Origin of the sequence: Aeromonas sp. 600948, from assembly GCF_049174875.1 — a bacterium.
Lineage (GTDB): Bacteria > Pseudomonadota > Gammaproteobacteria > Enterobacterales > Aeromonadaceae > Aeromonas > Aeromonas veronii_A.
On the sequence record NZ_JAAKTY010000017.1, the window covers coordinates 33,842 to 48,244 of the forward strand.

Genomic DNA, 14,403 nt, shown 5'->3' on the forward strand with positions numbered 1-14,403 from the left:
TTTACCGGTTTTGGATGGCCGTGCTACACTGGCCGACCTAGATCCTGGCCCGCCGGGCCGGTCCCTGTTCCATTAACGCCGGAGGTCCGATGCATTGCCCATTCTGTAGTGCGGTTGATACCAAGGTGATCGATTCCCGTCTGGTGGCAGAAGGCCATCAGGTGCGCCGCCGTCGTGAGTGTCTGCTCTGTCACGAGCGTTTTACCACCTTCGAGATGGCCGAGCTGGTGATGCCCCGCGTCATCAAGTCCAACGGTTCCCGCGAGCCGTTCAATGAAGACAAGCTGCGTGCCGGCATCCTGCGGGCGCTGGAGAAGCGCCCGGTGAGCATGGAGGCCATCGAAAAGGCGGTCAACCATATCAAATCCCGCCTGCGTGCCACCGGCGAGCGCGAAGTCGCCTCCGAGCTGGTGGGCAATCTGGTGATGGATGAGCTCAAGAGTCTGGACAAGGTGGCCTATATCCGCTTTGCCTCCGTCTATCGCAGCTTCGAAGATATTCGCGAGTTCGGCGAAGAGATCGCCAAATTGGAGAAATGATGGTATCGGATTGGCAAGTGGATATCCGCTTCGCCCCTCTCTACCTCAGGACACGAAGATATTCGCGAGTTTGGTGAAGAGATCGCCAAATTGGAGAAATGATGGTATCGGATGGGCAAGTGGATATCCGCTTCGCCCCTCTCTACCTCAGGACACGAAGATATTCGCGAGTTCGGCGAAGAGATTGCCAAGCTGGAGAAGTAAACCGCCATTCTCACCCATGTTGCCGCGTCCGATTACGCTGCGCTAATCGAACCTACGATACTGCGTAAAGTCGAGATGTGTTGTCAAAGGAGCCCGAATGTTTAGTCAAGATGATTACCAATGGATGAGTCGGGCCCTCGAACTGGCCCGCCGCGGCCGCTACACCACGGCCCCCAACCCCTGCGTCGGCGCCGTGCTGGTCAAAGATGGTGTGGTGGTTGGCGAAGGGTGGCATCAGAAGGCGGGCGAGCCCCATGCCGAGGTTTACGCCCTGCGCGCCGCCGGTGACAACGCCCGTGGCGCCACCGCTTATGTAACCCTCGAGCCCTGCTCCCACCATGGTCGTACTCCCCCCTGCGCCGAGGCGCTGATCAATGCTGGCGTAGCCCGGGTGGTGGCGGCCATGGTCGATCCCAATCCCCAGGTGGGTGGGCGTGGCCTGCGTATGCTCTCCGAAGCGGGCATCAAGACAGATTTCGGCCTGCTGGCGAGTGAAGCGGAAGCACTCAACCCGGGCTTTTTCAAGCGGATGCGTACCGCCTTCCCGCGGGTGACCGTCAAGTTGGGAGCCAGCCTCGATGGCCGCACCGCCATGGCGAGCGGTGAGAGCCAGTGGATCTCCTCCCCGGATGCGCGCCGCGATGTGCAACGACTGCGGGCCCGTCACGATGCGGTGCTCTCCAGCGCTGAAACCGTGCTGGCCGATGGTGCCTCCCTGACCGTGCGCTGGGACGAGCTGCCCCCCTCGGTGAAGGCGAGCTATCCCAAGGAGACCCTGCGCCAGCCGCTGCGGGTCATCGTCGATTCGCAAAACCGGCTTACCCCAGATCTGCCGCTATTCCAGAGCGAGAGCCCGGTGCTGCTGGCCCGCCACAAGGCGTCCGGCGATTGGCCCGAGTGGGTGCAGCAGCTGGAGCTGCCGCTGCTGGGTGGCAAGCTGGATCTGGTCAGCCTCTTCATGCTGCTGGCCAAGCAGAACGTCAACTCGGTACTGGTCGAGGCGGGCCCGCGGCTCTGCGGCGCTCTGCTGGAAAAAGGGCTGGTGGATGAGCTGGTGCTCTATCAGGCGCCCAAACTGATGGGCGATGAAGGGCGCGGCCTGTTCCATCTGCCGGGCCTGACCCGGCTGTTCCAGGCGCCCAAGCTCGCCATCAAGGATGTGCGCATGGTCGGCCAGGATATTCGCATTACTGCCAAAATAGCCTGATTTATCAATGTTCAAGGGGGCATAAGCAGCCCCCGTCATCAGCAAGGTGATCTGCATGTTTACCGGAATTATCGAAGCGGTGGGAACCCTGGCCGAGCTGCGCCGTCAGGGCGATGACATGGCCCTCACCGTCCACGCACCAGGTCTGGATTTTAGCGACGTCAAACTGGGCGACTCCATCGCTACCAACGGCGTCTGCCTCACCGTGGTGGCGCTGGGCGACAAGAGTTATACCGCCGACGTGTCGCTGGAAACCCTCTCCCGTACCGGTTTTGCCGCCGCCAGAGTGGGCGATCGGGTCAACCTCGAGAAGGCGCTGATGCCCACCTCCCGCCTCGGCGGCCATCTGGTCTCCGGCCACGTAGACGGGGTAGGGGAGGTGAAAAGCGTCTCCAGCAGCGGCCGCGCCATCGAGTACTGGATCAAGGCGCCGGGGGAACTCTCCCGCTATATCGCCGAGAAGGGCTCCATTGCGGTGGATGGCATCAGCCTCACCGTCAACGCCGTGCAGGGCGATCTGTTCCGCCTGACCATCGTGCCCCACACCGCTCAGGAGACCACCATCGCCAGCTGGAAGCCGGGCCACAAGGTCAACCTCGAGGTGGATCAGATCGCCCGCTATCTGGAGCGGCTGATGATGGGAAAAAGTCAGGAGAGCAGCGCCTCGACCCTGACCATGGAGACGCTGGCCAAGGCCGGTTTTCTCTGACGGTGTGCGCTGAATCTGGCCACCAAAACGATTTTCTGTGATCCCGCTCTGATTGAAATGGAGCCGCTAGCCCCAATCTAGAGCAACATACACACGTATTTGCGTTGAGCCTGCGGGCTCAACCCCCAAGCACACTGATGGAGTAGCCCATGGCGCTGAGCACAACCCAGGAAATCATTGCCGATATCAAGGCTGGCAAGATGGTGATCCTGATGGATGACGAAGACAGGGAGAACGAAGGGGACCTCATCATGGCCGCCTCCTGCGTCCGTCCGGAGGATATCAACTTCATGGCCCGCTACGGCCGTGGCCTCATCTGCCTGACCCTGACCCGGGATCGCTGCAAGCAATTGGCGCTGCCGCTGATGGTGGATCGCAACAATGCCCAGTTCTCCACCGCCTTCACCGTCTCCATCGAGGCGGCCGAAGGGGTGACCACAGGTATCTCCGCCGCCGATCGTGCGGTGACCGTGCAGGCCGCTGTGGCGCCCAATGCCAAGGCGGCCGATCTGGTGCAGCCAGGCCACATCTTCCCGCTGATGGCGCAGGATGGCGGCGTGCTGACCCGCGCCGGCCACACCGAAGCCGGTTGCGATCTGGCTCGTCTGGCCGGTTTCGAGCCTGCCGCCGTCATCGTCGAGATCCTCAACGAAGATGGCACCATGGCGCGCCGTCCTGACCTGGAGATCTTTGCCGAGGAGCACGGCATCAAGCTCGGCACCATCGCCGATCTTATCGAGTACCGCAACCAGCACGAGACCACGGTCGAGAAGGTGGCCGAGTGCAAGTTGCCCACCGAATTTGGCGAGTTCGACCTCATCACCTTCCGCGACACCATCGACAATCAGGTTCACTTCGCCCTGAAAAAGGGTGAGGTGCAGGCCGACCAGCCGACCCTGGTGCGCGTCCATCTGCACGATGTGCTGAGCGATCTGCTGCTGACCGACCGCCACGCCGCCCGCAGCTGGCCGCTGCCCAAATCCATGGCCCGCATCGCCGACGAGGGCGGCGTGCTGGTGATTTTGGGGGCGGAATCCCACGGCGCCGAGCTGCTGGCCCGGGTCAAGGGTTTTGAAGCCGCCGACAAGGGACTGGCACCGGAAGGAGCCAAGTGGCAGGGCACCTCACGCCGGGTTGGCGTGGGCTCCCAGATCCTCAAGGCCCTTGGTGTAAGCAAGATGCGCCTGCTGAGCTCGCCGAAGAAGTACCATGCCCTCGGTGGTTTCGGTCTGGAAGTGGTTGAGTACGTCGGCGAGTAAAGCTCCACCAGAGAAGTACCATCCCCTTCCGGGTGGTTTCGGTTTGGAAGTGGTTGAGTACGTCGGCGAATAACGTACTACCAGAGAAGTACCATCCCCTTCCGGGCGGTTTCGGTCTGGAAGTCGTGGAATTTACCGGCGAGTAAGCGCGCCGGACTGGTTAAATCGCGATCATGGCCGTCTATTGCGGCCATGGTTTTTGTCGTGGGTCTGTTGTGCTAGAATATGCGCACTTTTGACTCCGGCCCTTTTGATTGCACAGATACAGGATTTCCAATGAAGGTTATCGAAGGAAATATCGCCGCTCCTGAGGCGCGCGTTGCTATTGTTGTTGCCCGTTTCAACAGCTTCATCAACGACAGTCTGGTGAACGGCGCGGTGGACGTACTGAAGCGTCAAGGTCAAGTGCAGGACAGCAACCTGACACTGGTAAAAGTGCCGGGCGCGGTTGAAATGCCATTGGTCATCAAGAAGCTGGCCAAGAGTGGTCAATACGACGCCATCGTGGCGGTCGGTACTGTCATCCGTGGCGGCACCTATCACTTCGACCTGGTGGCAAACGAGAACAGCAAGGGCATGGCCCAGGTAATGATGGAATATGAAATTCCCGTTGCCTTCGGTGTGCTGACCACTGAAAACATTGAACAAGCCATCGAGCGTGCAGGTACCAAGGCGGGTAACAAGGGTGCAGAGGCTGCACTGGCAGCGCTCGAAATGATCAACGTCCTGAAAGAACTGGACGTGTAACGAGGAGAAGTACATTGAAACCGTCTGAGCGCCGTAAAGCCCGCCATTGCGCCACCCAGGCCATCTACCAGTGGCAGATGACCAAGGCTAACGTGGGTGACATCGAAGAGCAGTTCAAGATCGATCAGGACACCAAGGGTGTAGACCTGAACTATTTCCGCGATCTGCTGTTCGGGGTAGCCCTCCACTGCAGCGAGCTGGACAAGGTGTTTGCACCTTTCCTCTCCCGTCCGCTGGAAGAAGTGGACATGGTGGACAAGGCGATCCTGCGTCTGGCGACCTACGAGCTGACCCGTCGTGATGATGTACCGCCGCGCGTGGTCATCAACGAAGCGATCGAGCTGGCCAAAGCTTTTGCTGCCGATGACAGCCACAAGTTTGTCAACGGTGTACTGGACAAGGTGATCAAGTCGCTGAACAAGCGTTGATCCTGCTGTCCGTCAGCATCTAAGAGAGGAGCCAGCTTATTGCTGGCTTTTTACTGTATGGGTGAATTTGAGCTGATTGATAAGTACTTCAAGGTTCCCCACGCCCGCAAGGACGTGGTGATGGGCCCTGGAGATGACTGTGCCCTGCTGACCCTGCCCCCCGATACCCAGCTGGCGGTGAGCACCGACACGCTGGTGAGCGGCGTACACTTCTTTCCCGACATGGATCCGGTCGATCTCGGCTACAAGGCGCTGGCGGTCAATCTCTCCGATCTCGCCGCCATGGGGGCCGAACCGCGCTGGGTGTCGCTGGCGCTAACCCTGCCTGCCATCAACGAAGGCTGGGTCGCCGGTTTTGCCGAAGGGTTTCTGGAGCTGGCCGAGTACTACAATGTGGCGCTGGTGGGCGGAGACATGACCCGCGGGCCGCTCTCCATCACCATCTCGGTGAAGGGATCGGTGCCTGCCGGGCGCGCCCTGATGCGCAGCGGTGCCAAAGCCGGTGACGGCATCTATGTGACTGGCACTCTGGGGGATGCCGCGCTGGCGCTCTCTCACCTGCTGGGCAAACGCACCCTCAACGAGAACCAGCTGGCTGCGGTGCTGCCACGGCTCGACCACCCCCATCCCCGCATTCTGGCCGGTCAGGCGCTGCGCGGGCTGGCGGGCAGTGCGCTGGATCTCTCCGATGGTCTGGCATCGGATCTCGGCCATATTCTCAAGGCCTCCGGCGTACGGGCCCAGATCGATCTCGATCTGCTGCCGCTCTCGCCGGTGCTGCAGGATGCGGTGAGCGAGCAGGAGGCGTGGCAACTGGCGCTGGCCGGTGGCGATGACTACGAGCTCTGCTTTACCGTACCCGAGGAGCACCGCGGCGCGCTCGATACGGCGCTGGCCCACAGCGGGGTCAAGTTCAGCCGCATCGGCCGCATCGTGGCGGGCGAGCCGGGCATCGACTACCTGCGTGGCGACCAAGCGGTCGAGCTGCAACTGAAAGGGTGGGATCACTTCGCATGAGTTTGTTCAGGATAAAGCCCGAGCTGACACGACTGGATCTGAAAAATCCGCTTCATTTTTTGGCGGTGGGGTTTGGTTCCGGCCTCAGCCCCAAGGCGCCGGGCACCATGGGCACCCTGGCGGCCATTCCGCTCTACCTGCTGGTGAGCGGGCTGCCGACCTATTGGTTTATCGCCTTGCTGGCGGTGGGTTTTGTTGTGGGGATCCGTATCTGCCAGAGCGCCACCGATGCCATCGGCGTGCCGGATCACGGCGCCATCGTCTGGGACGAGGTGATCGGCTTTGGCGTTACCATGATCGCAGCGCCAGCCGGTTGGGAGTGGGTGGTGGCGGGCTTCGCGCTGTTCCGGTTGTTTGATGTGCTCAAGCCCTGGCCCATCTCCTGGTTTGATCGCCGGATCCACGGTGGCCTGGGCATCATGCTGGACGATCTGATCGCCGGCCTGTTCGCTCTGTTTTGTATGCAATTACTGGCATTCTGGCTCGGTTGAGAGCCATCTTCCGGGGGATGACCGTTCTGGCATCCCCCGATTTATATCTGCTTAATTTTCATTCATCGGCATATGCTGCCGTTTATCATCCATTTCACATAAATATTCACTACTCATTCGGGGCTCGTGATTGTTTTGGAAATAGTGATAAATGCTGCTTGTTGCGTTGTTGTTGAAATTAAAGTAATGATACCAATAGAAGTACGGACGCGCCGGCCATTTGTGTGATGAAAATCATCATTTATCTCTGCCGAATTGGTGGTTATCTGCACAAAACATTGCGGAATTGTATAACTCAATCATTTACACCCGTGGTCAAACCGTCTAAGTTACTCGCGGGTTATTCCAAAAAAATGCAAAAAACCCGCCCGGATCGCTGGTTTCGCTGCCTCATGGATTGAGCAAATATTGCCCAAGGTAACAACCGGCATCTGCGGCTGATTTACGGACGAATTATTTGGGACGGATGTCCCCCGCAGAGGTAAACATGTCCTTGCTCGAAGTAAAGAACTTGCGGATCGAGTACCCCTCCCGCTACGGGGTGCTGGCCGCGGTGAAGGATCTCTCTTTCTCTATCGAAAAGGGTGAGATTGTCGGGGTGGTCGGTGAATCCGGCGCCGGCAAGTCCACCATCGGCAACGCCGTTATCGACCTCCTGAGCCCGCCGGGTCGCATCGCCCGTGGCGATATCTATCTCAATGGCGAGCTCATCTCCGGCAAGAGCCAGAACGAGATGCGGGCCATCCGTGGCTCCCGTATCGGGTTCATCTTCCAGGACCCCATGACCTCCCTCAACCCGCTGTTCACCGTTGAGCATCAGCTGGTGGAGACCATTCTGGCCAATACCGACCTCTCTCGCGAAGCTGCTTTTGCCAAGGCATTGGAGCTGATGGGGGCGGTGGGTATTCCGCAGCCGGAGCTGCGCATCAAACAGTATCCTCACCAGTTCTCCGGTGGCATGCGTCAGCGGGTGGTTATCGCCATCGCGCTCTCCTGCGATCCGGAGCTGATCATCGCCGATGAGCCGACCACGGCGCTTGACGTCTCCATTCAGGATCAGATCCTCCAGCTTATCCGCGCCCTCTGCAAAGAGCGTCAGGTGGGCTGCATGCTGGTGACTCACGACATGGGCGTGGTCTCCAACGTTACCGACAAGGTGGCGGTGATGTATCGCGGCGATCTGGTGGAGTTCGGCCTGACCGAACAGGTGTTGGGCAGCCCCAATCACCCCTATACCCGCAGCCTCATCTCGGCGGTCCCCCGTTCCGATGTGAAGCTGGTGCGCTTCCCGCTGGTCTCCTATATCGAGGATGCCAGTGCGCCGGATACCAATATCGACCTCAAGACCCACTGGCTCGGCCAGAGTCAGGACGAGCGTGCCTATGAAGGGGCGCTGCTGCGGGTGGAGAACGTCGATCTGAAGTTCGTCACCAAGGACTCCATCTTCCCGAGCCGCCGCCAGTATGTGCGCGCCTGCAACAACATCAGCTTCGAGATCTTCGAAGGGGAGACCTTCGGTCTGGTGGGGGAGTCGGGCTCCGGCAAATCGACCATTGCCCGCGCCATCACCGGTCTCTATCCGCCTGATACCGGTAAGATTTTCTTCGAGGGGATCGATCTTACCGCCCTCAAGAGCGAGCGCGAGCGTCGCCCGTTGCGTCGCCAGATGCAGATGGTGTTCCAGAACCCCTATTCCTCGATGAACCCGCGGATGAAGGTGCGCGACATCATTGCCGAGCCGATCCGCTTCCATCAGCTGGCGAGCAGCGAGAGCCAGATCGAGGGGATTGTCGGCGATCTGCTGGATCACGTGGGTCTTGGCCGTGGTGCTGGCCTCAAGTACCCCCACGAGTTCTCCGGCGGCCAGCGCCAGCGTATCTCCATTGCCCGCGCCTTGGCCACTCGCCCGCGCTTCCTCATCTGCGACGAGCCGACCTCGGCGCTGGATGTGTCGGTGCAGGCCCAGATCCTCAACCTGCTCAAGGATCTGCAGCAGGAGCTCAAGCTCACCATGCTGTTTATCAGCCACGATCTGCCGGTGATCCGCCAGATGTGCGACCGCATCGGGGTGATGCAGCACGGTAATCTGGTGGAGGTGGCCGAGACCGAGAAACTCTTTACCAATGCCGAGCATGAGTACAGCCGCAAGCTGATCTCCCTCATGCCGGAGTTCAAGGGAATGTCCCGCGAGGGGCTGGAAATCGCAAGCTAGGAGAGCGCCGGTGCGCCGGTCTGCTTGTCAAAAAAAGTGTCATAAGAAAGCCAAAAGCATGGAGAACAAGATGAAGAAAGGATTGTCCAAGATTGCCCTGGCGCTGTTTGCCGCCGGTTTCGCCTTCAGTGTCTCAGCCGCTGATATCAAGGTGGGTGTCGCCTCTGACGCCACTTCGCTGGATCCGCAGGAGCAGCTCTCCGGTCAGACCCTGGAGATGTCGCACCTGGTATTCGATCCCCTGATGCGTTACACCCAGGACCTGCAGTTCGAGCCCCGTCTGGCCGAGAAGTATGAGCGTATTGACGATAAGACCGTCCGCTTCCACCTGCGCAAAGGGGTCAAGTTCCACTCCGGTAACGACTTCACCGCTGACGACGTGGTGTGGACCGTCAACCGCCTGAAATCCTCCGTCGACTTCAAGGCGATCTTCGATCCCATCAGCGAAGTGAAGAAGGTCGATGACTACACCGTCGATCTGATTACCGCGAAGCCCTTCCCGCTGGTGCTGCAGACTGTCACCTACATCTTCCCGATGGACTCCAAGTTCTACACCGGCAAGACCGAAGCGGGCAAAGACAAGGCCGAGATCGTCAAGAATGGCGACTCCTTTGCCTCTACCCACGTCTCCGGTACTGGCCCGTTCACCGTCAAGTTCCGCGAGCAGGGTGTGAAGCTCGATTATGCCCGCAACGCCAACTACTGGGACAAGGCCTCCAAGGGTAACGTCGAGAACCTGACCGTGGTGCCGATCAAGGAAGATGCGACCCGTGTTGCAGCCCTGCTGGGTGGCGACGTGGACATGATCTATCCGGTTGCGCCGAACGATCTGGAGCGCGTGAAGAATGGCAAGGACTCCCAGCTGGTTACCCTGTCCGGTACCCGTGCCATCATCATCGAGCTGAACCAGAACACCAACCCGGCACTGAAAGACAAGCGCGTGCGTCAGGCGATCAACTACGCCATCAACCAGGTGGGTATCGTCGAGAAGATCAACAAGGGCTTCGGTACCCCTGCTGGCCAGTTGAGCCCGAAAGGCTATGCCGGTCACAACGAGGCGCTGGTGCCCCAATATGATCTGGCCAAGGCCAAGGAGCTGATGAAAGAGGCCGGTTACGAGAAAGGCTTCAAGATGACCTTCATTGCCCCCGCGGCCCGCTACGTCAACGACGTCAAGATTGCCCAGGCGGTCTCTGCCATGCTGGCCAAGATCAACATCAAGGTGGATCTGAAGACCATGCCGGTAGCCCAGTACTGGCCCGAGTTTGACAAGTGTGCCGCGGACATGCAGATGATCGGTTGGCACTCCGACACCGAAGATACCGCGAACTTCTTCGAGTTCCTGACCTTCACCAAGGATGCCAAGACCGGTATGGGCCAGTACAACTGCGCCGGTTATGCCAACGCCGAAGCTGACAAGCTGGTGATGGATGCCAACGCCGAGACCGATCCGGCCAAGCGTGCCGAGATGCTGAAGAAGGTCGAGGCCATGGTGATCGAAGATGCTGCCTACGTGCCGTTGCACTGGGAAGATCTGGCCTATGGCGCCAAGAAGAACGTCGATATCAAGCCGGTAGTCAACGTGATGAACTTCCCTTACCTGGGTGACCTGGTGGTCAGCAAGTAAGCGAACGTCGCAAGGAAGGACGGGGCGGGGTGGTCAGTTGGCCACTCCGCCCACTAACAGAAGCCTGTGCCACGACACAGGCCACGTAGAAGGACAAGCATGTTTACATTCCTGCTGAAACGGTTCTATCAGGCCGTGATAGTGATGTTCGTCATCAGCCTGGTCGCCTTCTCCATCCAGGATAACCTGGGTGATCCGTTGCGCGAGCTGGTGGGACAATCCGTCTCCGAAGCCCAGCGTCACGAGTTGCGCGAGAAGATGGGCCTCAACGATCCCTTCCTCATCAAATACAGCCGCTTTCTGAAAAATGCGGTGCATGGGGATTTGGGCACCTCCTATTTCTTCAAGCGACCCGCTCTCGAGGTGATCCTCGACAAGCTGGTGGCTACCCTTGAGCTGGTGTTTGCTGCCGCGCTCATCATCGTGGTGGTCTCCATTCCACTCGGTGTCTATTCGGCGATCCGCCCGCGCAGCATACCCACCAAGATCATCATGGCGGGGAGCAGTATCGGTATCTCGATCCCGGTATTTTTGACCGCCATCATGCTGATGTACCTCTTCTCCATCCAGCTGGGCTGGCTGCCGGCCTATGGCCGCGGCGAGACCCGCAACCTGCTGGGCTGGGAGTCGGGCTTCTTTACCTGGGATGGCATCCTGCACCTGATCCTGCCCGCGGTGTCGCTCTCTTCCATCATGCTGCCGCTGTTTATCCGGCTGGTGCGCTCCGAGATGCTGGAGCAGCTCTCCTCCGAGTACGTCAAGTTCGCACGCGCCAAGGGGCTGGACAATAACAAGGTCTACTATCAGCACGCTCTGAAGAACACCATGCTGCCGGTCATTACCGTCGGTGGGGTGCAGATCGGCACCATGGTGGCTTACACCATCCTGACCGAGAGCGTGTTCCAGTGGCCGGGTACCGGCTTCCTGTTCCTTGAGGCGATCCACCGGGTCGATACGCCCCTCATCACCGCCTACGTCATCTTCGTGGGACTGATCTTCGTGGTGACCAATACCCTGGTCGACCTGCTCTACGGGTTGATTAACCCGACCGTTAACCTGACTGCTAAGGGGTAAGCATGAGTAACGCTGTAACTGCAAGCCCAAGCCGTTGGGCACGATTCAAGAACTCTGACATCGTCTACTACTTCCTGCGGGACAAGGTAGCCATGTTCAGCTTTGCGGTGTTTGTGGTGTTCGTGCTGGCGGCGCTGCTGGCGCCCTGGCTCGCCCCGCACAACGTCTATGACCAGACCAGTTTTGATCTGATGGATGCCGAGTTGCCCCCCTCCTGGCTCGAAGGTGGCGAGGAGCGCTTCTGGCTCGGCACCGACAACCAGGGGCGTGATATCTGGAGCACCATCCTCTATGGCGCCCGTATCTCCCTTACCATCGGCCTGTTTGCGGTGGCGCTGCAGCTGGTGCTCGGTATCGTCATCGGTCTGATTGCCGGTTATTTCGGTGGCCGCATCGACAACCTGCTGATGCGCTTTGCCGATGTGCAGCTGTCGTTCTCCACCATGATGGTGGCGATCATCATCTCCGCCATCTTTCAGGCAACCTTTGGCTCCGAGTTCTACTCGAAGTTTGCCATCATGATGCTGGTGGTGATCATCGGGATCGCCGAGTGGCCGCAGTACGCCCGTACCGTGCGCGCCTCTGTGCTGGCGGAGAAGAAGAAGGAGTATGTGGAAGCGGCCAAGGTGATGGGGTTCCGCGCCCCGCGCATCATGTTCCGCCACATTCTGCCCAACTGCCTGTCGCCCATTCTGGTCATCTCCACCGTGCAGGTGGCCAACGCCATCATGAGTGAAGCGGCGCTCTCCTTCCTCGGTCTGGGGATGCCGGTTGATCAGCCCTCGCTCGGTTCGCTTATCAGCGTTGGCTTCAACTACATCTTCTCCGGCTCCTGGTGGATCACCGCCTTCCCGGGTATCTGTCTGGTGGTGCTGGTGCTGGTCATCAACCTGCTGGGTGACTGGCTGCGGGATGTGTTTAACCCCAAGATCTATAAAGGGTAATCTGGGTCAGAAACGCAAAAATAAGAAGGGCGCCAATGAGGCGCCCTTCTTTTGTTTGATAGCTTCAAGCGTTATCAGGCTTGCAGCCAGCTTTCGATGCTGCGCTGGATGCCTGCATCGTCCAGACCGAGCAGGGCATAGATCTCCTGCTGGGTGCCCTGTTCGACGAAGCGATCCGGCAGGCCGAGGTTGAGCACCGGCTTGCACTGTTTATTGCGCATCAGCAACTCGTTCACCGCCGAACCGGCGCCACCCATGATGGCATTATCTTCGATGGTGACGAAGTGATCGTGGCTGGCCGCCAGCGACAGCACCAGCGCCTCATCCATCGGTTTGACGAAGCGCATGTCCACCAAGGTGGCATCGAGCGCTTCGGCCGCCGCTTTCGCGTGGTGCAGCAAGGTGCCAAACGCCAGAATGGCAGTGCCCTTGCCCTCTCGCAGGATTCGTCCCTTGCCGAGCTCCAGTGCCTGCATTTCTGACGAGATGGGGGCGTCGCTCAGGCTGCTGCCGCGCGGATAGCGCACTGCGGCAGGGCTCTGATGGAGATAGCCGGTATAGAGCATCTGGCGGCACTCGTTCTCGTCAGATGGCGTCATCACCACCATGTTGGGCACGGTGCGCAGGAAGCTGATGTCGAACGCCCCCTGATGGGTCGGACCATCGGCCCCCACCAGACCGGCCCGGTCGATGGCGAACAGCACCGGCAGATCTTGCAGCGCCACATCGTGGATCACCTGATCGTAGGCACGCTGCAGGAAGCTCGAATAGATGGCGACCACCGGCTTCTTGTCGGCGATGGCGAGACCTGCGGCGAACGTGACCGCATGTTGCTCGGCAATCGCCACGTCGAAGTAACGATCAGGATATTGCTGGCTGAATTTCACCAGCCCCGAGCCTTCACGCATGGCGGGGGTGATACCGACCAGCTTCTCGTCTCTGGCGGCCATGTCGCACAGCCATTGGCCAAAGATGGCGGAGAAGGTTGGTTTGGCGGCGCTCGCTTTCGGCAGGGAACACTCGTCAGGATTGAACTTGGGCACAGCGTGATAACCGATGGGGTCTTTCTCCGCCGGCTCGTAACCCTTGCCCTTCTTGGTCTTGACATGCAGCAGCTGTGGGCCCTTGAGATTGCGCATGTTGCGCAGGGTCTCGACCAGCGCCTCGATATCGTGACCGTCGATGGGGCCGATATAGTTGAAGCCGAACTCCTCGAACAGGGTGCCGGGCACCACCATCCCCTTGAGGTGCTCTTCGGCCCGCTTGGCCAGCTCCTTGACCGGTGGCAGACCGGCCAGCACCTTCTTGCCACCTTCGCGGATGGTGGTGTAGAGCTTGCCGGACATGACCCGGGCCAGATGGTTGTTGAGCGCCCCGACATTCTCGGAGATGGACATCTCGTTGTCGTTGAGGATCACCAGCATGTCTTTATGGACATCGCCGGCGTGGTTGAGCGCTTCAAAGGCCATCCCTGCGGTAATGGCACCATCACCAATTACCGCTACCACCTTGCGACCCAGCCCTTCACTCTCGGCGGCGACCGCCATACCGAGCGCCGCACCAATGGAGGTGCTGGAGTGGCCGACGGAGAGCACGTCGTACTCGCTCTCGCCGCGCCAGGGGAAGGGGTGCAGGCCATCTTTCTGCCGGATGGTGTGGATCTGGTCACGGCGCCCGGTCAGGATCTTGTGGGGATAGGCCTGATGGCCCACATCCCAGATCAGCCGATCGAACGGGGTGTTGTAGACGTAGTGCAGGGCCACGGTCAGTTCGACCGTGCCGAGACCGGAGGCAAAGTGTCCGCTGGAGCGGCTGACAGAGCGCAGCAGATATTCGCGCAGCTCGTTGCACAGCACCGGCAGCCGATCTTTGGGCAAGGAACGCAGCTCGACCGGAGTGTCCGCGAGGGCCAGGTTGGGGAAATTGCTAATATCAACGCTCATAT

Annotated in this window: 13 protein-coding genes; 12 read left to right on the top strand and 1 reads right to left on the bottom strand. The window is 59.7% G+C overall.

Annotated elements, in window-relative coordinates; all coding sequences use genetic code 11:
• Positions 1-89 precede the first annotated feature (89 nt).
• The 12 genes from nrdR to G5182_RS14550 all read left to right on the top strand — a co-directional run bounded on the left by nrdR (position 90) and on the right by G5182_RS14550 (position 12,458).
• Complete coding sequence (nrdR, locus tag G5182_RS14495; protein WP_005338880.1) at positions 90-539, top strand: transcriptional regulator NrdR; 450 nt, start codon at positions 90-92, stop codon at positions 537-539.
• 301 nt (positions 540-840) lie between these two features.
• A complete protein-coding gene (ribD, locus tag G5182_RS14500; RefSeq protein ID WP_421254462.1) occupies positions 841-1,950 on the top strand; it encodes a bifunctional diaminohydroxyphosphoribosylaminopyrimidine deaminase/5-amino-6-(5-phosphoribosylamino)uracil reductase RibD in 1,110 nt (369 codons plus the stop codon).
• Positions 1,951-2,005: 55 nt separating this feature from the next.
• Complete coding sequence (locus tag G5182_RS14505) at positions 2,006-2,659, top strand: riboflavin synthase (RefSeq protein WP_005349507.1); 654 nt, start codon at positions 2,006-2,008, stop codon at positions 2,657-2,659.
• Between the two features lie 149 nt (positions 2,660-2,808).
• Positions 2,809-3,918: a bifunctional 3,4-dihydroxy-2-butanone-4-phosphate synthase/GTP cyclohydrolase II gene (gene ribBA, locus G5182_RS14510; protein WP_108613925.1), complete on the top strand. Its 1,110-nt coding sequence runs from the start codon at positions 2,809-2,811 to the stop codon at positions 3,916-3,918.
• Between the two features lie 276 nt (positions 3,919-4,194).
• Positions 4,195-4,665: a 6,7-dimethyl-8-ribityllumazine synthase gene (ribE, locus tag G5182_RS14515; RefSeq protein WP_005338866.1), complete on the top strand. Its 471-nt coding sequence runs from the start codon at positions 4,195-4,197 to the stop codon at positions 4,663-4,665.
• A 14-nt stretch (positions 4,666-4,679) separates the two neighbouring features.
• Entirely contained in the window at positions 4,680-5,093 is a 414-nt protein-coding gene (gene nusB / locus G5182_RS14520; protein WP_005343514.1) for a transcription antitermination factor NusB, read from the top strand.
• A 57-nt stretch (positions 5,094-5,150) separates the two neighbouring features.
• Positions 5,151-6,110: a thiamine-phosphate kinase gene (gene thiL, locus G5182_RS14525; RefSeq protein ID WP_026034998.1), complete on the top strand. Its 960-nt coding sequence runs from the start codon at positions 5,151-5,153 to the stop codon at positions 6,108-6,110.
• Positions 6,107-6,601 (top strand): phosphatidylglycerophosphatase A, encoded by a 495-nt coding sequence (locus tag G5182_RS14530; protein ID WP_368226847.1) that lies wholly within the window; start codon positions 6,107-6,109, stop codon positions 6,599-6,601. Before thiL ends, G5182_RS14530 begins: the two co-directional genes overlap by 4 nt.
• 487 nt (positions 6,602-7,088) lie before the next feature.
• Entirely contained in the window at positions 7,089-8,813 is a 1,725-nt protein-coding gene (locus G5182_RS14535) for a dipeptide ABC transporter ATP-binding protein (RefSeq protein WP_203119592.1), read from the top strand.
• A gap of 70 nt (positions 8,814-8,883) precedes the next feature.
• Positions 8,884-10,440: an ABC transporter substrate-binding protein gene (locus G5182_RS14540; protein WP_164536188.1), complete on the top strand. Its 1,557-nt coding sequence runs from the start codon at positions 8,884-8,886 to the stop codon at positions 10,438-10,440.
• Between the two features lie 99 nt (positions 10,441-10,539).
• On the top strand, positions 10,540-11,514 hold the full coding sequence (locus G5182_RS14545) for an ABC transporter permease (RefSeq protein ID WP_005349514.1): 975 nt from the start codon (positions 10,540-10,542) through the stop codon (positions 11,512-11,514).
• A 2-nt stretch (positions 11,515-11,516) separates the two neighbouring features.
• A complete protein-coding gene (locus G5182_RS14550; RefSeq protein ID WP_040068611.1) occupies positions 11,517-12,458 on the top strand; it encodes an ABC transporter permease in 942 nt (313 codons plus the stop codon).
• A 74-nt stretch (positions 12,459-12,532) separates the two neighbouring features.
• Here G5182_RS14550 and dxs read toward each other — a convergent pair whose 3' ends face one another.
• The gene (dxs, locus tag G5182_RS14555) at positions 12,533-14,401 is read right to left on the bottom strand and encodes a 1-deoxy-D-xylulose-5-phosphate synthase (RefSeq protein WP_421254463.1); all 1,869 of its coding nucleotides are present in this window, start codon (positions 14,399-14,401) and stop codon (positions 12,533-12,535) included.
• Between the last annotated feature and the right edge of the window lie 2 nt (positions 14,402-14,403).